Below are 20,353 nucleotides of genomic sequence, written 5' to 3'. Positions count from 1 at the left end.
ATAGAAACTGTTACAACCGTTAATAGCATCCATTAAAAAGGCCGCTTATCGCGGCCTTTTTGGTTTACTTGAACGGACTCACCAAAATCATGGTTTCATTTCTGTCCGGCCCCGTAGAGATAATATCAATAGGCGTTTCTAATAACTCTTCGATACGCTTGATATAATTTATTGCCGCTGGAGGCAATTGCTCGATTGTTGTGGCACCAAAAGTGGTTTCACTCCAACCAGGCATGGTTTCGTATATTGGGGTAACTAAATCATAACCTTCTGCAGCCAAAGGCGTAACCTTTGAAACTGTTCCATCAGCATATTGATAGCCAACACAAATTTTAACTTCTTTTAGGCCGTCTAAAACGTCTAATTTAGTTAAACAAAAACCACTAACACTGTTGATTTGAACTGCGCGGCGCATTGCCACAGCATCTAACCAACCTGGACGACGCTTACGACCAGTTGTTGCACCAAACTCTTGGCCTTTCTCACCAATATAATCACCAATTTCATTGGCTAATTCTGTTGGGAAAGGACCAGCACCGACACGAGTCGTATAAGCTTTCATGATGCCTAAAACATAGTCTAAATGACGAGGACCAAAACCTGAACCGGTCGCAACACCACCAGCTGTCGTGTTTGATGAAGTCACAAATGGATAAGTACCGTGGTCGATATCCAATAATGTGCCTTGAGCGCCTTCAAAAAGAATTGGCTCACCCGCTTTACGCGCAACATCAAGCATTTCGCTAACATCAGTACACATGCTTTTTAGATAATCAGCAATCGCTAATGCATCATCAAGTGTTTGCTGGTAATCAACGGCTTCAACTTTGTAGTACTCAGTTAGCATGAAGTTATGATATTTCATCACTTCTTGTAACTTAGTCGCAAAAAGTTCTGCATTAAACAAATCACCGATGCGTAAACCGCGACGAGAAACTTTGTCTTCATATGCAGGACCAATACCACGACCAGTTGTACCAATGGCTTTATTACCGCGAGCTTTCTCGCGAGCAACATCCAATGCACAATGGAATGGAAGGATAAGCGGACATGCTTCAGAAATTAATAAACGCTCTTCGACAGGTACGCCGCGTCCTTTTAGCATGTTGATTTCTTTCATCAACGCATCAGGAGCAACAACCACACCATTACCGATAATACATTTTACGTTATCACGTAAAATGCCTGACGGAATAAGATGAAGAACGGTTTTTTCACCATCAATTACCAAAGTATGACCGGCATTATGACCGCCTTGGTAACGAACTACGTATTTTGCCTGTTCTGTTAAAAGGTCGACAATCTTACCTTTGCCTTCGTCACCCCATTGAGTGCCGAGTACGACTACATTTTTGCCCATTATTAGCTGCAACGTCTTGTGGTATAAAATAGAATTTTAACAGATTTTAGGGGGTTATAGGCAAGTGTTTTATTGAAAAATGATCAATAAAACAATTCCTGCAGTAACTAAACATCCACCTAAGCGTCTGAGAACATTTTGCTTTTGTGTAGAAAGCTCTAATAAATATTTTTGCCACTTGTTAGGAAAAAGTAACGGACCAAGCCCTTCAATAATTAAAACTAAGCCAAATGCGGTCATTAACAATGGTAAATTCATGTTTTAGCCTCTTTTTAACTGATACCAATTCCATTAATTATGTAACCTCAACTCGGCATATAAATGAGGTTACATAATTATAAAAATTAAAGCTTAGTCATTAGCCACTATCAAACTTGTCATTTATTTTACTAACAAGGCAAATTGACGCGTCAATAGCTGGCCTATTGCAAGCCTGCTTGTATAAAGAATAACGCAGTTAGCAAGACAAAGGACTGCTTGCGAGGCGTTTGTTATCTCAAGTTCAGGCTATGTACCTTTCAGCCGATGTTTCTGGCCTATTCACATTGATGCTATACAACATCATTAACCCACACAGCACATTTTACACGATAAATTTTAGACAATAAAAAACCCAGCAAATGCTGGGTTTTTTGAATCCAAAAAACGAATTAACGCTTAGAGAACTGTGGCTTACGACGTGCTTTACGTAGACCAACTTTCTTACGTTCAACTTTACGTGCATCACGGGTAACAAAACCAGCGCTACGTAGAGTAGGACGTAAAGCTTCATCTAGTTGCAATAATGCACGGGTAATACCGTGACGAATTGCACCAGCTTGGCCAGTAGTACCACCGCCCTTTACAGTTACATAGATGTCTAACTTATCAGTCATTTCAACTAATTCTAATGGTTGACGAACAACCATACGAGCAGTTTCACGACCAAAATATACATCCAAAGGACGTTGGTTTACAACGATATTGCCACTACCTGCTTTAGCGAAAACGCGAGCTGTAGATGTTTTGCGACGGCCAGTGCCGTAGTACTGAGTTGCAGACATTTGCTTACTCCTCCCGTTTAGATATCAAGAACTTGTGGTTGTTGTGCAGCGTGGTTATGTTCTGTGCCAGCGTAAACTTTAAGCTTACGGAACATGGCACGGCCCAAAGGACCTTTTGGTAACATACCCTTAACTGCTTTCTCGATGATCATTTCAGGCTTATGAGCTTGAAGCTTCTCAAAGCTGATTTGCTTAATGCCACCAATGAAGCCTGAATGAGAGTAGTAAATCTTACCAGCAGCTTTATTACCAGTTACAGTCACTTTTTCAGCATTGATAACGATGATATAATCACCAGTGTCAACGTGTGGAGTGTATTCTGGCTTATGCTTGCCACGTAAGCGAGTTGCGATTTCAGTTGCGATACGGCCTAAAGTTTTGCCTTCAGCGTCAACAACAAACCAGTCACGAGTTACAGTTTCTGGTGTAGCAGTAAAAGTCTTCATTATTACAAAAACCCAAAGTTAATTTTCTGTCTCACATGCTGACTGCAGGTTGCAATCAACACAAAATTACCGATTCTTGCCCCTTCGAACATGAATATTGGCTTACAACTTCCGCCCAAATTGGCGGATTAACGCGGGCAGGTCGCAGATTATACGCAAAGCCACGGCAAAGATCACCTGATTTTTGATAATATTTCAAATAAATCACTTAATAATCGATGAACAAAAATACCCGACTTTTCAAAAAGTACCGTTTGTAGGTTTAAGGCAAATGTTCCAGCGCCAAATACTCTCTTGATTGCATTTCAATAAGCCTTGAACGACAGCGTCTGAATTCAAAACTTAGCTGACCATCAGTATAAATATGTTCCAATTCGACTTGGGCTGAAATAATCAATTTGACATTTCTTTCATAGAATTCATCGACCATGGCCAAGAAGCGTCTGGCAATATCATCACCCGTTTGTTGTGCACCCATTTGCTCTAAACCACTCACTAGCACTGTATGGTATAGGCAAGCCATTTCCATATAGTCACGTTGTGAGCGAGGTCCATCACATAAATCACGGAAACTTATTAACAGTACTCCTTGCGACTGTTGACGAATACGAATTGCACGCCCATCAACGTCTATAGGAGCAGTCAGTTTTTCAGATTCCGGTGCCAGTTGGTCGAAATAATGTAATAGATTGATGTCAGCTTGATCATCGAGTGGATAATGATAAATCTCTGCCTGCTCTAATGTTCGCAGACGGTAATCTATTCCAGAATCGACATTTAAGATTTCACAGTGTTGATTAATCAAGGCAATCGCAGGTAAAAAACGCGCTCGTTGTAAGCCGTTTTTGTATAACTCGTCAGGGATGATATTTGAAGTGGCGACTAGGGCAACGCCTTCTTTAAATAATGCTTGAAATAATGTCCCTAACAACATGGCATCGGTGATATCCGACACAAAAAACTCATCGAAACAGATAATTTGATATTGTGACGCCATCTTTTTTGCAATAGTAAGTAGAGGATCTTGCACGCCTTTTAGTTCACCTAAATCATGGTGAATTTGGTGCATAAAGCGGTGGAAATGAGCACGTAACTTTCGTTCGGTAGGCAATGCATCGTAAAAGGTGTCCATAAGATAGGTTTTACCCCGCCCAACGCCCCCCCAAAGATACAAACCTTTTACGGGAACCGGTGTCGACTTAATTCCTATTACGCTAAACAATTTACTGACACCTGATACTGGCTTAGCGGCGACAATCAATTCATCATATACTCGTTGTAATGACTTAACTGCTTGTTCTTGTGCTGCATCATGTGAAAAATCATCTCGGGTAAGGTCTTGCTGATAATGCTGCCAAGGGGTTAACTGCGACACGATTACGACTCTCTTACATCAAATAATTGCTGCGAATAATAACATTAAACAATCAATACGAGTAATGGCTTCAACGGATCAAATTAACCTTTGTTAATAAAAATGGAACTAACACGATGACCACTACTCTGATTGATTAACGTAAATTTGCTAATTGTTTGCTTATCATTGTGCTGACTTGCTCGCCATTGTAGAACATCATCAAACAAGCTCACGGCAACACACTAACAAGAATGATTAACGATATTTAACTTTGAAATCATGTCATCAAGCCACATATTTTATGTTACCAAGCTTGAATGCATACAGGAGCTATCCATAGATGAAAACCAAATTAAGCTTACTTTCTGCTGCGTTATTAACGGCATCGTTAGCCATGACACCCACGCTATCATTTGCTGCCATTCCACAAGCCGTCGACGGGCAAGCCATTCCTAGCTTAGCGCCAATGTTAGAACGGACAACGCCAGCGGTTGTGTCGGTAGCAGTATCGGGCACCCAAGTTTCAAAACAACGCGTACCGGATGTGTTTCGCTACTTCTTTGGTCCTAATGCCCCACAAGAACAAGTTCAAGAACGCCCTTTTAGAGGTTTAGGGTCAGGGGTTATTATTGATGCAGACAAAGGCTACATCATTACTAATAACCATGTCATTAATGGTGCTGACGACATTCAAATTGGTTTACATGATGGCCGTGAAGTTACAGCGAAGTTAATCGGCGCAGATAAAGAGTCGGACATTGCCCTACTTCAAATTGAAGCAAAAAACTTAGTTGCTATTAAACAAACTGATTCTGATGAAATTCGCGTCGGTGATTTTGCAGTGGCCATTGGTAACCCATTTGGTCTTGGGCAAACCGTCACGTCAGGGATAGTCAGCGCGCTAGGCCGCAGTGGTTTAGGCATTGAAATGCTAGAAAACTTTATCCAAACCGATGCAGCTATAAATAGTGGTAACTCAGGTGGCGCATTAGTTAATTTAAAAGGTGAGCTCATCGGAATTAACACCGCTATTGTCGCCCCTAATGGTGGTAACGTCGGTATTGGTTTCGCGATCCCTGCCAATATGGTTAATAACCTTGTTGATCAAATTATTGAACACGGTGAAGTAAGACGCGGCGTGCTTGGGGTATCAGGACGAGATCTTGATAATGAACTAGCCAAAGCTTTCGGTTTAGACACTCAACATGGTGGCTTTGTGAATGAAGTTATGCCAAAAAGTTCAGCTGACAAAGCCGGACTAAAAGCGGGTGACATTATTACCAGCCTGAATGGCCGCAGCATTAAGACTTTCCAAGAACTGCGCGCAAAAGTTGCCACTATGGGCGCGGGTGCAGAAGTAGAGTTTGGTATAATTCGTGACGGTGATAAAAAGACCATTAAAGCAACTTTAGGTGAAGCGGATAAAGTCGAGGCAGAAGCGGGTAACGTGCATCCAATGTTACAAGGTGCAACGCTAGAGGACAGCAAGAAAGGAATCCAGATAACTGAGATTGCTCAAGGCTCGCCAGCTGCAATGAGTGGTTTACAGAAAGGCGACTTAATAGTGGGGCTTAACCGCAACAAAGTGACCAGCCTTAAAGCATTAAAAGAAATGTTGAAAGACAATCAAAGCTCTGTCGCGCTAAAAATATTACGTGATAACAATTTGCTATATCTTGTTTTACGCTAGTATCGTCACCCCACTAGATCACACTCGATGACAATCATTCGATTATTGAGTGTGATATCAGTTAAGGAATTAAGCATCGACAAACGTTTGGTCGATGCTTAATTTATCGAGCTATGTTAATATAACAGCCATTTTTTTTAACAATTATTCATGCCATGAACTTAAAAGACACTTGCATCTATATAACTAAGGCTGTGGTATTTGGTCTGATCATGGCAGCTGTTTTTTTAGCCATAACCTCTTTGATGCAAAACTCCTCGCTCAACCATAACTTAACGAATGTTAGCAACAATGGCTCAGAATTATCTTTTGCTAAAGCGGTTCGTCGTGCAGCCCCTGCCGTTGCTAATATTTATAGCCTTAGTATTGACCAACATAATCCACTCAATTCAAGTTCACTTCAAGGCCTCGGCTCTGGAGTAATAATGAGTAAAGAAGGTTATGTATTAACCAATTACCATGTGATAAAAAAAGCTGACGAGATTGTGATTGCGCTGCAAGATGGGCGAAAATTTACCGCTGAAGTGGTTGGTTCAGATCCGGAAACTGATTTAGCAGTGCTCAAGATTGAAGGTGACAATTTACCTATCGTACCGATTAATCTCAATAAGCTAGCCCAAGTAGGTGATGTGGTATTGGCCATTGGCAATCCTTATAATATTGGCCAAACCATTACCCAAGGGATTATCAGTGCAACAGGACGTAACGGCTTAAGTTCAGGTTACTTAGACTTTCTACAAACTGATGCCGCCATTAATGCAGGCAATTCTGGCGGCGCATTAATCGACACCAGTGGTGAATTAATTGGCATTAATACTGCCGCATTCCAAGTGGGTGGTGATAATGGTGGCAATGGGATTAGTTTCGCGATTCCAATTAAATTAGCCCACAGTATTATGGATAAATTGGTTAAGCATGGCCGGGTTATTCGTGGCGCATTAGGTATTTCGGGTGAGCCACTCAATCCGGTAATGGCTCAGATACTCAACTTGCCTGATTTAAAAGGGGTGTTGGTTACCGGTATTGATCCTGATGGACCGGCTGCACGTGCACGTTTATCACCTAGGGATGTTATTACTCAATACAATGACGAAGATGTTCCAGGGGTTGAAATGTTAATGGACAGAATTGCAGAAACCACACCGGGGACTAAAGTCAACATGACCATTATTCGTGAAGGTAAAAAGCAAACACTACCGGTGATTATTGCGGAAAAGATCACTGCAGCAGAGTAGCAGACGCAAATATTGACAATATGCATCGACAAAAAAGCCATTCAAATGAATGGCTTTTTTGTGAGTCCGCGGTAATGCTTATACCTACTTCACTCTCAATATTTAACGTAAACTATTTAACTCGAACGACTTCAGCACCCAAGCCTTGGAACTTAGCTTCAATGTGCTCATAACCGCGGTCTAAATGGTAGATACGATCTACTGTTGTAGTACCTTCAGCCATTAAGCCTGCAATCACTAAGCTGGCAGATGCACGCAAATCTGTCGCCATAACTTGTGCGCCATTTAAGCGTTCAATACCATGAATAATGCAAGTGTTGCCTTCAAGCTCTAAATTAGCACCCATACGGCTCAACTCAGGTACATGCATAAAACGATTCTCGAAAATCGTCTCTGTAACACGGCCAGTGCCTTCAGCAAGAGCATTCAACACACAAAATTGCGCTTGCATATCGGTTGGAAACGCAGGATAAGGTGCAGTTTTAATATTGACTGATTTTGGACGTTGGCCTTTCATATCAAGCTCAATCCAGTCCTCGCCGGTCGTGATCTCAGCACCGGCATCTTCAAGCTTTGATAATACCGCTTCTAATGCACTAGGGTCTGCAGATACACAGCGAATTTTGCCACGTGTTACAGCTGCGGCAACCAGGAAGGAACCGGTCTCGATGCGATCAGGCATAACACGATATTCGCAACCCGATAAACGCTCAACCCCTTCAATCTTTAAGGTCGCAGTGCCTACACCAGTAATCTTTGCACCCATAGCAATTAAGCAATGTGCTAAATCAGTGACTTCAGGCTCACGGGCAGCATTTTCAATCACTGTGGTGCCATCCGCTAACGCAGCGGCCATAAGCAAGTTTTCAGTTGCGCCGACACTGACCATATCCATAAAGATATGTGCGCCTTTTAAACGGCCATCTACGCGCGCTTTGATGTAGCCTTCTTTGACTTCAATCTTAGCTCCCATTAACTCTAAACCATGTAAATGCAGATTCACCGGACGTGCGCCAATAGCACAACCGCCAGGCAAAGAAACATCTGCAGTACCATAACGGGCAAGCAATGGACCTAAAATAAGAATAGAAGCGCGCATTGTTTTGACTAAATCATAAGGGGCGCAGTATTCATTTAAATTGGTGGTTGAAATACGAATGCGGCTACCGCCTAAGTCTTCAACCTCTGCACCTAAACAGCGTAGTAGTTCACAGCTGGTGATCACGTCACGTAAGTTAGGCACATTTGAGACAATAAAATCTGTTTCAGCTAATACGCCAGCCATTAAAATTGGCAATGCTGCGTTTTTTGCACCAGAGATCACGACTTCGCCAGCTAAAGGTTTGCTGGCTTTAATAGTTAATTTATCCACTGTGAGTCTCAGTTGTTACATATTGAAAAGTTTTTCACGCTTCCACTGGGTAGGCGTAAAAGTTTTAATCGTTAACGCGTGCAATTCACCACTGGCAATTTGCTCAGCTAAAGGAGTATAAATCGCCTGCTGCTGTTTTACACGACTCATGCCTTCGAAGCATTCACCCACGGCGACCACTTTGTAATGGCTGCCATCAGAGGTCACATGTGCTTCTGTTAGCGACAACGCCTCTGTTAAAATCTGTTCAATAACCTTGCATTCCATGAAATCAATTACCTTTACTATTTGAGACTATATTTGGCTGAAAAAAGCGTCTAAATCATAAAGCTCAATCATTTTCTTGAGCTGATCACTTGGATTAACCAATTGACGTGACACACTTGTTTCTTGGCTACTTGAAGCATGTAGTTTGATAAACGCTAATAACAATGCAACACCTGCACTGTCGACGTATTCCAATGCTGATAAGTCTACCACTTGAGTAGATGCAGTAAACAATTCATGGCGTTTAGGCCACAATTGTTTTACATCATCTTGTGTTAACCGACCGCTGACAATGCAACGTTGCTCTTGTTGATTAAAGGTAATCACGCAGCGGCTGCTTCTTTTGCTGGTTGGCGATCAATATTCTGTTGGGTTTTATCATTCAACATTGTAATCACCGCTTCAATACCTTGCTGACGGATTAAATTTGAAATTTCAGACTGTTTAGAGGCGAGTAAACTCACCCCTTCCGCCACTAAATCAAATGCTTTCCAAGTGTTGTCTTTCAGACGACGCGCTTTAAATTGAATTTTAATCGGTGGACGACCTTTTTCGATAATCTGCACGTTCACTTCAACTATTTTTTCGTCGCTAAAATCACTCGGCGGATCAAAGGCCACTTTTTGGTCGGTATATTCTGTTAATGCTTGAGCATAAGTTGCGACTAAATAGCCTTCGAAAGCCTCAACAAAACGATTACGTTGATCTACGGTGGTATCACTTAAATACTGCCCCATGACTTTATACGCAGCGTATTTATAATCGACGTAAGGCATAAGCTCTTCACGTACAATCACTTTTAAATGACTTAAATCGGCATTAATTAATTCTTTATCTGATTTAAACCGATCAAAGGTCATATTGGCTACTTGTTTGATCATCTCATAAGGATCACTAGTATTCACCTCATCATTAGCAGCCGTAGCACCTTGGCTGATAACAGCGCTGCCCACTAGGCATAAAGCTATAACACGACTAAAAAACGTTTTCATAATAGGGATCCTATTTATCTTTAGATGACATGCTGTATAACAGCTGACCAATTAAATCTTCTAAAATCAATGCACCACGAGTGTCATGTACTTTATCGCCATCGGCAAGCATCGAAATATCATCGTCCATAAATCCAGGTGTTAGACCAATAAACTGCTCCCCAAGTAACCCTGAAGTCAAAATGGCCAAACTGCTGGTTTCGGGGAATTTATCAAAGCGCTTATCCATTGTTAACGTCACAACAGGCACTAATTTATGGCTATCAAGGGTAACATCAGTCACGCGTCCGACAACGACTCCGCCAACTTTTACCGGCGAACGTACTTTTAGGCCACCGATATTATTAAACTCAGCCACCAAGGTATAAGTCTGGGCATTGGATTTTACTTTCACATTAGCAACGTTGAATACTAATACGCAAAATGCCAACAAACCTGACAATAAAAATACACCTACTAATAACTCTATTTTCCGTGTCAACATACTATTAAACCACTTAAATTAATCTAAACAATGAAAAAATCTTAATTTCCAAACATGATTGCCGTAAGCAAAAAGTCCAGCGCTAAAACAGCTAAGCTTGCCTGCACAACCGTTGAGGTTGTCGCACGACTGATGCCTTCTGGATTGGGTTGAACTTCATAACCTCGGTACAAGGCTATCCATGTCACCACCACACCAAAAATAGCACTTTTTATCAAACAGTTAACAATATCTTGTCGCCACTCAACCGATGCTTGAAGAATAGACCAAAACGCACCACTATCAATGCCCTTCCATTCAACACCGACTAAGTGCCCACCTAAAATACCCACAAGACTAAACATTAACGCCAGTAATGGCATGCTAATGACACCCGCCCAAAAACGCGGTGCGATGATTTGCCTTAATGGGTCTATCGCCATCATCTCTAAACTCGACAATTGCTCTGTCGATTTCATTAAGCCTATTTCGGCGGTTAACGCAGAACCTGCTCGTCCGGCAAATAATAATGCAGCAACGACAGGCCCAAGTTCGCGTAATAAGCTTAACGCTACCATTGGGCCTAAGCTTTCTTCAGTGCCAAACCCAACTAAAATATTATATCCCTGCAGAGCCAATACCATGCCAATAAACAAACCGGACACTAAAATGATGACCATTGAACGAACACCAAGCACATAAACTTGCTTAATCAGTAATGGGGTGCCTTTTTTGATGTTAGGAAAATGCGCAATTGCGCGCCATAACATGATGCCCGCTCGACCATAACCCTGCACCAATCTCAGTGCATATTTGCCGGTGTCGGCAATATAATCAATTACGCCCACGAAGTAGCTCCTCTTGATAATCCTCTGCAGGATAATGGAATGGCACAGGGCCATCTGGCGCACCTTTGATAAACTGGACCAATTGTGGATTGTCAGATTGACGTAATTGCTCTGGTGTTCCATGTGCAATGACTTTTTTATCGGCTATCACATAGACATAATCTGCAATACCTAATACTTCATCTACATCATGAGAAACCACTACTGAAGTGAGTTTTAATGAATCCGACAACTCACGAATAAGTTTTACTAGCATGCCCATTGAAATAGGATCTTGTCCGGCAAAGGGCTCATCGTACAGCACCATCTCAGGTTCAAGTGCAATCGCTCGCGCCAATGCTGCTCGACGCTGCATACCACCAGATAACTCATTAGGCATCATATACGCGGCACCGCGAAGTCCGACAGCTTGAAGTTTCATCAATACAATGGAGCGGATAATCTCTTCAGGTAATCCAGAATGCTCTCTTAATGCAAACGCGACATTATCGAAAACATTAAGGTCAGTAAACATTGCACCACTTTGAAATAGCATACTCATGCGCTTACGCAATTCAAACAGATCTTTGCGTTTAAGCTTATGTATATCATGGCCATCGAATAAAACTTGCCCACTGTTGGGGGTTAACTGTCCGCCAATCAATTTCAATAGGGTGGTTTTACCGATACCGCTGGGCCCCATGATAGCGGTTACTTTACCTTTGAGAATCGATAAAGAAATATCTTCATAAATCACGTGTGAACCATGGCTAAATGCTAAATGGTTAACTTCGACCAAAGGTTTATTACTTGATTTGCTCATATCAGACATTGGCGTTGAGGAGATAACAGCCTTCCTTGCTTTAAGTTGAAGCGCAAATTGTACTGTAATTGTCGATTAAGCGACAACTATATCCATATCAACACGCTTCATTACCAGAGCAATTACTGTGCAATGCTTTCAATTTGATAGAAATCCAGCGAAAATAGTCGTTAATTAAATACTACTATCGGAATCACATGCTAGTTAATATCCTAATGTTAGTTGTTGGCCTTGCTGTTTTAGTTTGGAGTGCGGATAGATTTGTCTATGGGGCGGCGGCATTTGCCCGCAACTTAGGCTTACCTCCGATGTTAATTGGACTCACCATTGTTGCTATGGGTAGCTCTGCACCTGAAATGTTTGTTGCGGCCACCGCATCAATGGATGGCATGCGTGATACCGCCATTGGTAACGTATTGGGCTCAAACATTGCTAACATTACCTTAATTTTAGGATTAACAGCCTTACTAGGTGCCATTAGCTTAGATTCGAAGACCTTAAAACGCGAAATACCTATCATGCTTGCTGCTACGGTATTTGCCGGTTACACCTTGCATGATAATGTGTTGACACAAACAGAAGGTATCATGCTTATTGCATTACTTTTGTTGTTGATGGGATATTTCATTTGGCAAGCTACTCATGACAAAACCCCAGACAGCTTAGATGATAAACTTGAATCTGAGATCCCTAAAAATGTGCCAACCTTTCATGCTATCATTTGGCTGGTCGTCGGTATTATATTGCTCCCGCTATCAGCAAGTTGGATGGTCGATGGCGCTGTAGGTATTGCAAAGTTTTATGGGTTGTCAGATCTTGTGATTGGCTTAACCATTATCGCAGTAGGAACCAGCCTACCAGAATTAGCGGCCTGTATTGCTGGAGTATTAAAAAAAGAACACGACCTTGTCATTGGTAACATTGTTGGGTCTAACTTATTTAACATTCTTGCGGTACTGGCACTACCAGGATTGATCTCCCCTGGTGAAATAGATGCTTCAGCCAGTGGAAGAGACTTCTATATGGTATTAGGCACCAGTGCAGCATTAGCCGTTTTAGTATTATCCAGTGGCGCTAAGCAACAACTTACTCGCTGGCATGGCGCACTATTATTAATCACCTTTATTGCGTACCAAATTGTTGTCTTTCAGTCGCATTAGATTGGAGCATGAAGGTAAAGTATTAAGCTAACAGAGAGAGTCGTATGGTAAATCACACTCAATTTCGTCAATGGGGTCGTAAAGTCATTGATATAGAAAAAGCTGCCTTAGATAATTTATATCAATATGTAGACTCGGTTGAGTTTGACCAAGCATGTCAATTGATCATGCAGTGTAAAGGTAAAGTGATTGTCATGGGGATGGGCAAATCAGGTCATATTGGTAACAAAATATCCGCGACCTTTGCCAGTACCGGCACACCGGCATTTTTTGTTCACCCTGGTGAAGCCAGTCATGGTGATTTGGGCGCATTAGCCAAAAATGACATTGTACTCGCCATTTCCAACTCTGGTGAATCAAGCGAAATACTGACATTAATGCCTGTTATCCAACGTATGGGTGTACCAGTGATTGCGGTGACCGGTAAACCAGACTCCAATATGGCGCGTTTATCCAAAATCCATTTATGCATTCAAGTGCAAGAAGAAGCATGTCCATTAGGATTAGCACCCACTTCCAGCACCACTGCAACACTTGCTATGGGCGATGCATTAGCCATTGCTTTATTACAAGCAAAAGGTTTTACTCGTGATGACTTTGCCTTATCACACCCAGGTGGCTCTCTTGGAAGAAAATTACTTCTAAAAGTCGACGATGTCATGCATAAAGACGATGATTTACCGATCGTCAATGATGATATTTGTATTACTGAGGCACTTTATGAAATATCTAAAAAGGGCCTTGGCATGACGGCAGTAGTCGACCATGCCAATAAACTTGTGGGCATTTTTACCGATGGTGATTTACGCCGGGTTATCGATGCAGACGTGAATCTTCGAATCACTCCTATTGCCCAGGTTATGACCGAAAATTGTGTGACCTGCCCTGCGGGGATTTTAGCCGCACAAGCACTGCAAATCATGGATGAAAAGAGCATCAACGGACTGATTGTCGTTAATGAAAAACATCAACCGATCGGAGCATTAAACATGCTCGATATGGTTAAAGCTGGAGTCATTTAATCATGTCAGAATCAAACTCGTTTCACCAAGGATTTTACGGCCCTGTCAGCAATGATATTTGGCAACGAGCTCAAAAAATCAAACTGTTAATCTGTGATGTCGATGGAGTATTTTCAGATGGACGTATTTACCTCAGTAATGCAGGTGAAGAACTCAAAGCGTTCCACACTCGTGACGGTTATGGTGTGCGCTCTTTGCTTACCAGTGGTATCCATGTCGCCGTCATTACAGGACGTAAATCCAAGATTGTTGAAAACCGCATGACGGCATTAGGTGTAACACATATTTATCAAGGTATTGATAATAAATTTGAGCCTTTTGAGCAATTATTGTCGCTCTATAATGTGACTGCTGATGAAGTGGCTTACATTGGCGATGACATGGTAGACCTACCAGTAATGAAAGCCGTAGGACTAGCCGTTTGTGTCGGTGATGGTCATCCGTTTGTCAAACAACAGTGCCATATGACAACCACCCTCAATGGTGGCCACGGCGCACTGCGTGAACTCACCGATTTATTACTATTAAGCCAAGATAAATTTGCCAGTGCTCATGGTATGAGTATATGAGTAGAGTCACGCTAGGTATTATTGCTTTTTTTGGGCTTGCTTTTATATTGTACTGGCAAGCACAAGTAAAACGCAGTGAAATGGATGCGGTACAAATACGCGGTATTGAGCGCCCAGATTTTGTTGCAGATAACCTACGCACTACAGAATTCAACCAACTAGGTTTCGTCGAAAGTCGAGTCAGCGCCGAACACATGGAGCATTACGCCTCAAGTGACATCACTCACTTTACCAAACCTATCTACCTCATTTACCCTGAAAACGGTAAAGCACAATGGCAATTAAGTGCAGACCGTGGGCAATTGAATAAAAATACCAGCAAAGTCACATTAGAAAATAATGTTATTATTGATGCCATTGATATAGAAGAACCCCTGCAGTCACTGAGTACCCAAGCTATTACGGTGGATTTAACCACTATGATAGGATCCTCACAAGAGATGGTGTACATCAAAGGTAAAGGGTTTATTATTCAAGGTTTAGGCCTACATGCTGACTTGAATTCGCAAAAATTATCGCTACTAAGCCAGGTAGAAGGAACATATGAGCCACATTAATCGTCTCCACACTCGCGCCAATGTTATGTTATTAAGTAGCATACTTTGTATATTGAGTTTGCCTGCTATAGCGAAACAAGGGGATCTGAAACAAGAATTGAAAATCGCTTCAGTCAGTCAGTCTGCCGACATTAAGAATAATCAAATTGTTTTTAATGGTCCGGTAACGATTGTCCAAGGCACGATTAATATCAATGCAGATCAGTTACGGGCGTTTACCCCTGAAAACACCACCAGCAAGAGATTAATTGCTACTGGCACCCCGGCTACATTTTCACAAGAATTAGATGACGGTAAAATTGGTACCGCAAGTGCTAACGAAATTAGCTATGACCTTGCCACCACTACACTCACATTGACTGGCAACGCCAAATTGGATCAATCAGGTAGCCAGGTTACCGGTAATAAAATCAAGTACAACATCAGTGCTCAAGAGCTGATTGCCGAAAGTACTGGTACAGGGCAAGATCGGGTAATCACCATCATTCAACCAGAGAATTTCCAAGACGAGTCGGCGCCAAAGCAAAAACTCCCTGAAATTCCTGTTAACAAGCAGATCAAACCATGACCCAAATTACCTTAACCGCTGAAAATCTAGCTAAAAGCTATAAAGCTCGTCAAGTTGTTAAAGATGTGAGTTTAACGGTTAAAACAGGCCAAATTGTCGGTCTTTTAGGCCCCAATGGTGCAGGCAAAACCACCACCTTTTATATGGTTGTCGGCTTAGTAAAAAGCGATAAAGGCCGAATATTGATTGACGATGACGACCTTACTGCCGATCCAATGCATTTGCGCGCCCGCAAAGGTATAGGTTACTTACCACAAGAAGCCAGTATTTTCCGCAAGCTCACCGTTTACGACAACATAATGGCCGTACTGCAAACTCGCAAAGAGCTCAGCACAGACCAACGTATTGAACAGCTTGAGCACCTACTCGAAGAGTTCCACATTACTCACATACGCGACAGCCAAGGTATGTCGTTATCGGGTGGTGAACGTCGTCGTGTTGAAATTGCGCGCGCTTTAGCTGCTAATCCAAAATTTATTTTGCTTGATGAGCCCTTTGCTGGTGTTGATCCTATTTCGGTCATCGACATTAAAAAAATCATCCAACAACTTAAAAACCGCGGTTTAGGGGTATTAATTACCGACCATAACGTACGTGAAACGCTAGACGTTTGTGAGCGAGCCTATATCGTTAGCCAGGGTAATTTAATTGCCGAAGGCACACCAGATGAGATATTAAGTAATCAACAAGTTCGAGCTGTGTACTTAGGTGAACAATTCAAGCTATAGTTACTTTACTGGCCTTTTAGTCTAGCTAACTCATTTCATTGAACGATACCTAAACAACGTTAAATGTCATTGATGTTTATGGCAATCTATTACAGTTCGAGATTGTCATTTTTATGGAAAATCATCTAGGGATAAGCGGTAAATGAAAGCGTCACTCCAACTTAAAATGGGTCAACACTTAACCATGACCCCACAATTGCAGCAAGCCATTCGCTTACTGCAATTATCGTCATTGGAGCTACAGCAGGAAATCCAACAAGCATTAGATTCAAATCCATTGCTTGAAATAGAAGATGAGTTTTCTGAAGCAAAAGACTCCTTAAAAGAAAACCGCGACCAAGCGGATACAGACTTTAGTGACAACAGTATTGTTAATGTCGAAAAAGACACTTCCACCGTCGACATAGCAGAATCCATGACCAAAGAAACCATGGATGATTTAGCCATGGATACTACATGGGATGAAGTATACACAGCCTCACCTATGTCAGGTTCAGGCAGTGCAAGCATGCGCGATGACGACATGCCCTTTCAAGGTGAAACCACCGAAGGTCTGTACGAACACTTAGAATGGCAAAAAAATCTCACTCCATTTTCAGACACCGATCTCGCCATTGCCACCGCCATTATTGATGCCATTGATGAACGCGGTTATCTAACCCAAAGTACCGAAGATATTCTCGAAGCCATGGGTGATGAAAATGTGGAACTCGATGAGGTTGAGGCGGTATTAAAACGCGTTCAACACTTTGATCCTGTGGGTGTTGCAGCACGTGATTTAAGCGAATGCCTATTTATTCAATTAGCGCAATACTCTAACGACACACCCCATATCGATAATGCCCGTTTGTTAATTAAAGGCTATTTAGAGTTAATTGCTGGCCGTGATTTCAGATTATTGATGCGTAAAACAAAACTAAAAGAAAATGAGTTACGTGACGCAATCACTCTAATCCAGACACTCAATCCTCGTCCGGGCTTATTAATTACCCCCATGGATGATGAATACGTGATTCCCGATGTCACAGTATTAAAGAAAAATGGCCGTTGGGTAGTAGAGTTAAACCCAGACAACATGCCTAAAATTGGTGTTAATCAGCAATATGCAGCCATGGCTAGAGGCAGTAAAAACCCGTCGGATAGTCAATTTATTCGAGGCCATCTGCAAGAGGCTAAATGGTTTATTAAAAGTATTGAAAGCCGTAATGATACTTTACTTAAAGTGGCAAATTGCATTGTGCAATTTCAGCAAGGCTTTTTTGAATATGGCGAAGAAGCCATGAAGCCTATGGTGCTCAATGATATCGCTGAAGCCGTAGAAATGCATGAATCGACCATTTCACGAGTCACCACACAAAAATATATGCATACCCCTCGTGGCTTATTTGAACTAAAATACTTCTTCTCTAGCCATGTCAGTACTGATGATGGCGGGGAATGCTCATCAACGGCCATTCGTGCTTTTATCAAAAAGCTGGTTGCCGCAGAAAACCAGAAAAAACCACTGAGTGACAGTAAAATGGCTCAGCTTCTGGCAGAACAGGGCATAAACGTTGCTCGTCGTACGATAGCAAAATACCGTGAAGCAATGATGATCCCGCCCTCAAACCAACGTAAGAGTTTATAACCTACTAGGCAATGGAGGATTTTTTATGCAAATAAGTCTGACTGGACGTCATGTCGAAATAACAGAATCTTTACGTGAATACATCCACAGTAAATTTTCAAAGCTTGAACGACACTTCGATCAGATCCATAATGTACACGTTGTGCTCAATGTAGAAAAATTACAACAAAAAGCAGAAGCCAAAATCAACATTAATGGCGCAGAAATTTTTGCAATGTCAGAAAGTACTGATATGTATGCTGCAATAGACGCCCTGATAGACAAACTCGACCGTCAGGTAATTAAACACAAAGAGAAGAATACAAAACACTAACGATGGAACTTTGTACCATTCTGCAGCCGGAATGCACTACCTGTGCCACACCGGGCAGTAAGAAAAAAGTACTGGAACTCATCAGCAATTTAGTCGCTGCCCAGTACCCAACCCTGTCTTCGCAAGAGGTATTTGAAAGCCTGTTAGCGAGAGAGAAAATGGGTAGCACAGGTATAGGAAATGGCATTGCGATACCTCATGGTAGATTAACGACCATCGATCACCCTATCGCGATATTTATTAAATGTGAAGAAGCCATTGCCTTTGATGCAATCGATAAGCAACCCGTGGACCTTTTATTTGCTTTGTTAGTACCTGCAGACCAGTGCCAACAACATTTAGGCACGTTATCGAGCATGGCCCAAAAGTTAAGCGATAAGCAAATATTGAAACAGCTTCGTAAAACTCACGACGCAACAGAACTTTATCAGGTTATTACTGCATGAAACTAGTTATAGTATCGGGACGTTCAGGCTCAGGGAAATCCGTTGCCCTGAGAGTATTAGAAGACCTAGGATATTATTGTGTTGATAATTTGCCTTTACCACTCATTGGCACATTATTAGCCCAGCTTAAAGGCAGTAATGATTTGGTTGCGATTAGCGTTGATGTTCGTAACATTGCAGAACAAGGTAAAGTGCTTCAAGACCAATTGGCACTACTTCAAAATGACACTGAAATTATCAGTTTCTTTTTAAATTCCAATGACAAAGTATTGCTTAAACGTTACAGCGAAACACGTCGATTACACCCGTTATCTAAAAATCATATTTCACTGCAAGAAGCGATAAAACTAGAAGGCCGTTTACTTGAGCCTATCGCAAAAATTGTTGATCACTATATCGACACTTCTGCGCTAAATATCTACGAATTAAGCGACCAAGTTAGGCAAATATTATTAGGCAGTGTTGATAAAGAGTTAGTGATTAACTTTGAATCTTTTGGCTTTAAACACGGCATGCCGACAGAAGCAGATTTTATGTTTGATGTACGCTTTTTACCCAACCCACATTGGGAAATAGAACTGCGTCCATTTACGGGTTTAGACGAGCCCGTACAAGAATTTTTAGGTCGTCAGCCATTAGTTAATAAATTTATTTGGCAAATTGAAAACCTATTTGAAACTTGGATGCCGCATTTAGAACGTAACAATCGCAGTTACCTTACCATCGCGATTGGTTGTACTGGTGGTCAGCACCGTTCGGTATATATTGCAGATCAATTAGCAAAACGATTTCGACAAGGCAGTAAACACACGGTTAATGCTCGCCACAGAGAATTAAATATCAGTGATACTAATAACTAAGTGAGCATAGGATCGCGTCAATGATCAAACTTGAACGCCAAGTGACCATTTCAAATAAATTGGGGTTACACGCCCGTGCCGCCACAAAACTCGCGATGTTAGCGGCGGATTTTGATGCTAACATCACCTTAACTCAAGGCGAAAAAAACGCCAGCGCAGCTAGCGTACTTGGGCTATTAATGCTTGAAAGTGGTATCGGTAAAATGATTACGGTGACAGCTCAAGGCCCAGATGCTGAAGTGGCATTAAACGCAGTGTGTGATCTCATTAATGCTAAATTTGATGAATCTTGTTAATTTTTTAATCGCATTGAATTTATAAATAGCCTGTAATGTGTGAATAGCTGCAAGTTACTCATGCTTTAAGCCACCGTCATCCTTATTTTATGCGGCCTCTAAATGACTAGGCCATACTAACCAAACTGTCACGACATTGATGATCACCAGTAGACATCAGTCCCTCAAAAATATTAGCCCTTAGGTTTATCTCTCGCAGTTGATACCAATCTCATTAGTATCAGTTCATTCTGCGGGAGTTGGCGTTTAACATGATAAAGACATTACCGCTTCTAGCAACGGATCCAGTGCAACTCTGTTTCCGTGACGTGGTTCGTCTATAGTATGTAAAG

25 protein-coding genes are annotated in these 20,353 nt (G+C 41.7%); 13 read left to right on the top strand and 12 right to left on the bottom strand.

Annotation, left to right across the window (positions count from 1 at the left end):
- Window positions 1–64: 64 nt before the first annotated feature.
- The 5 genes from CXF88_RS02570 to zapE form a co-directional block, all read right to left on the bottom strand.
- A complete protein-coding gene (locus tag CXF88_RS02570) occupies window positions 65–1,360 on the bottom strand; it encodes an adenylosuccinate synthase (RefSeq protein WP_101085197.1) in 1,296 nt (431 codons plus the stop codon).
- Window positions 1,361–1,429: 69 nt separating this feature from the next.
- Window positions 1,430–1,618 (bottom strand): DUF2065 domain-containing protein, encoded by a 189-nt coding sequence (locus CXF88_RS02565; RefSeq protein WP_011638796.1) that lies wholly within the window; start codon window positions 1,616–1,618, stop codon window positions 1,430–1,432.
- Window positions 1,619–2,010: 392 nt separating this feature from the next.
- The gene (gene rpsI / locus CXF88_RS02560; protein ID WP_011494965.1) at window positions 2,011–2,403 is read right to left on the bottom strand and encodes a 30S ribosomal protein S9; all 393 of its coding nucleotides are present in this window, start codon (window positions 2,401–2,403) and stop codon (window positions 2,011–2,013) included.
- Between the two features lie 17 nt (window positions 2,404–2,420).
- Window positions 2,421–2,849, bottom strand: a complete 429-nt coding sequence (rplM, locus tag CXF88_RS02555; protein WP_011638797.1) for a 50S ribosomal protein L13 — start codon at window positions 2,847–2,849, stop codon at window positions 2,421–2,423.
- Between the two features lie 262 nt (window positions 2,850–3,111).
- Window positions 3,112–4,224 (bottom strand): cell division protein ZapE, encoded by a 1,113-nt coding sequence (gene zapE, locus CXF88_RS02550; RefSeq protein ID WP_101085196.1) that lies wholly within the window; start codon window positions 4,222–4,224, stop codon window positions 3,112–3,114.
- A gap of 322 nt (window positions 4,225–4,546) precedes the next feature.
- On the opposite strand from zapE, the gene degQ reads away from it, so the two are divergent.
- Window positions 4,547–5,896 carry a Do family serine endopeptidase DegQ gene (gene degQ / locus CXF88_RS02545; protein WP_101085195.1) on the top strand — a complete coding sequence of 450 codons (1,350 nt, stop codon included), beginning with the start codon at window positions 4,547–4,549 and terminating at the stop codon, window positions 5,894–5,896.
- A 155-nt stretch (window positions 5,897–6,051) separates the two neighbouring features.
- Window positions 6,052–7,131, top strand: a complete 1,080-nt coding sequence (degS, locus tag CXF88_RS02540) for an outer membrane-stress sensor serine endopeptidase DegS (protein WP_101085194.1) — start codon at window positions 6,052–6,054, stop codon at window positions 7,129–7,131.
- A 112-nt stretch (window positions 7,132–7,243) separates the two neighbouring features.
- Here degS and murA read toward each other — a convergent pair whose 3' ends face one another.
- Genes murA through CXF88_RS02505 form a run of 7 tightly spaced genes read right to left on the bottom strand, consistent with a single transcriptional unit; the run spans window position 7,244 to window position 11,884 of the window.
- Complete coding sequence (gene murA / locus CXF88_RS02535; protein WP_101085193.1) at window positions 7,244–8,503, bottom strand: UDP-N-acetylglucosamine 1-carboxyvinyltransferase; 1,260 nt, start codon at window positions 8,501–8,503, stop codon at window positions 7,244–7,246.
- Between the two features lie 15 nt (window positions 8,504–8,518).
- The gene (locus tag CXF88_RS02530; RefSeq protein ID WP_011638802.1) at window positions 8,519–8,770 is read right to left on the bottom strand and encodes a BolA family protein; all 252 of its coding nucleotides are present in this window, start codon (window positions 8,768–8,770) and stop codon (window positions 8,519–8,521) included.
- 27 nt (window positions 8,771–8,797) lie between these two features.
- Window positions 8,798–9,097, bottom strand: coding sequence for an STAS domain-containing protein (locus tag CXF88_RS02525; protein WP_101085192.1), 300 nt, complete (start codon window positions 9,095–9,097; stop codon window positions 8,798–8,800).
- Entirely contained in the window at window positions 9,094–9,762 is a 669-nt protein-coding gene (locus CXF88_RS02520) for an ABC transporter substrate-binding protein (RefSeq protein ID WP_194956034.1), read from the bottom strand. Before CXF88_RS02520 ends, CXF88_RS02525 begins: the two co-directional genes overlap by 4 nt.
- Before the next feature lie 10 nt (window positions 9,763–9,772).
- Window positions 9,773–10,246: an outer membrane lipid asymmetry maintenance protein MlaD gene (mlaD, locus tag CXF88_RS02515; protein WP_101085191.1), complete on the bottom strand. Its 474-nt coding sequence runs from the start codon at window positions 10,244–10,246 to the stop codon at window positions 9,773–9,775.
- A 41-nt stretch (window positions 10,247–10,287) separates the two neighbouring features.
- Window positions 10,288–11,073 carry a lipid asymmetry maintenance ABC transporter permease subunit MlaE gene (gene mlaE / locus CXF88_RS02510; protein ID WP_101085190.1) on the bottom strand — a complete coding sequence of 262 codons (786 nt, stop codon included), beginning with the start codon at window positions 11,071–11,073 and terminating at the stop codon, window positions 10,288–10,290.
- The gene (locus CXF88_RS02505) at window positions 11,060–11,884 is read right to left on the bottom strand and encodes an ATP-binding cassette domain-containing protein (RefSeq protein WP_101085189.1); all 825 of its coding nucleotides are present in this window, start codon (window positions 11,882–11,884) and stop codon (window positions 11,060–11,062) included. The genes mlaE and CXF88_RS02505 overlap by 14 nt, the downstream gene beginning before the upstream one ends.
- A gap of 188 nt (window positions 11,885–12,072) precedes the next feature.
- Here CXF88_RS02505 and CXF88_RS02500 point away from each other — a divergent pair, with 188 nt between their 5' ends.
- From CXF88_RS02500 to CXF88_RS02450, 11 genes are all read left to right on the top strand, one after another.
- Window positions 12,073–13,035 carry a calcium/sodium antiporter gene (locus CXF88_RS02500; RefSeq protein WP_101085188.1) on the top strand — a complete coding sequence of 321 codons (963 nt, stop codon included), beginning with the start codon at window positions 12,073–12,075 and terminating at the stop codon, window positions 13,033–13,035.
- Window positions 13,036–13,079: 44 nt separating this feature from the next.
- Entirely contained in the window at window positions 13,080–14,057 is a 978-nt protein-coding gene (locus tag CXF88_RS02495) for a KpsF/GutQ family sugar-phosphate isomerase (protein WP_101085187.1), read from the top strand.
- A gap of 2 nt (window positions 14,058–14,059) precedes the next feature.
- Window positions 14,060–14,626 carry a 3-deoxy-manno-octulosonate-8-phosphatase KdsC gene (gene kdsC, locus CXF88_RS02490; RefSeq protein WP_101085186.1) on the top strand — a complete coding sequence of 189 codons (567 nt, stop codon included), beginning with the start codon at window positions 14,060–14,062 and terminating at the stop codon, window positions 14,624–14,626.
- Window positions 14,623–15,183, top strand: a complete 561-nt coding sequence (lptC, locus tag CXF88_RS02485) for an LPS export ABC transporter periplasmic protein LptC (protein WP_101085185.1) — start codon at window positions 14,623–14,625, stop codon at window positions 15,181–15,183. The genes kdsC and lptC overlap by 4 nt, the downstream gene beginning before the upstream one ends.
- The gene (gene lptA, locus CXF88_RS02480; protein ID WP_101085184.1) at window positions 15,170–15,751 is read left to right on the top strand and encodes a lipopolysaccharide transport periplasmic protein LptA; all 582 of its coding nucleotides are present in this window, start codon (window positions 15,170–15,172) and stop codon (window positions 15,749–15,751) included. Before lptC ends, lptA begins: the two co-directional genes overlap by 14 nt.
- Entirely contained in the window at window positions 15,748–16,479 is a 732-nt protein-coding gene (gene lptB / locus CXF88_RS02475; protein ID WP_011638813.1) for an LPS export ABC transporter ATP-binding protein, read from the top strand. Before lptA ends, lptB begins: the two co-directional genes overlap by 4 nt.
- A gap of 142 nt (window positions 16,480–16,621) precedes the next feature.
- Window positions 16,622–18,106, top strand: coding sequence for an RNA polymerase factor sigma-54 (locus tag CXF88_RS02470; protein ID WP_059744680.1), 1,485 nt, complete (start codon window positions 16,622–16,624; stop codon window positions 18,104–18,106).
- A gap of 25 nt (window positions 18,107–18,131) precedes the next feature.
- A complete protein-coding gene (gene hpf / locus CXF88_RS02465; RefSeq protein ID WP_101085183.1) occupies window positions 18,132–18,419 on the top strand; it encodes a ribosome hibernation promoting factor in 288 nt (95 codons plus the stop codon).
- Between the two features lie 2 nt (window positions 18,420–18,421).
- On the top strand, window positions 18,422–18,865 hold the full coding sequence (gene ptsN, locus CXF88_RS02460) for a PTS IIA-like nitrogen regulatory protein PtsN (RefSeq protein ID WP_011638816.1): 444 nt from the start codon (window positions 18,422–18,424) through the stop codon (window positions 18,863–18,865).
- Complete coding sequence (gene rapZ / locus CXF88_RS02455) at window positions 18,862–19,725, top strand: RNase adapter RapZ (RefSeq protein ID WP_101085182.1); 864 nt, start codon at window positions 18,862–18,864, stop codon at window positions 19,723–19,725. Before ptsN ends, rapZ begins: the two co-directional genes overlap by 4 nt.
- A gap of 20 nt (window positions 19,726–19,745) precedes the next feature.
- Complete coding sequence (locus tag CXF88_RS02450) at window positions 19,746–20,021, top strand: HPr family phosphocarrier protein (protein WP_101085181.1); 276 nt, start codon at window positions 19,746–19,748, stop codon at window positions 20,019–20,021.
- Window positions 20,022–20,353: the final 332 nt, after the last annotated feature.

The sequence above is a fragment of the Shewanella sp. ALD9 genome (assembly GCF_002836315.1).
GTDB lineage: Bacteria > Pseudomonadota > Gammaproteobacteria > Enterobacterales > Shewanellaceae > Shewanella.
Note: the sequence above shows the minus strand (reverse complement) of the source record. Positions and strands in the feature narration are given on the sequence as shown.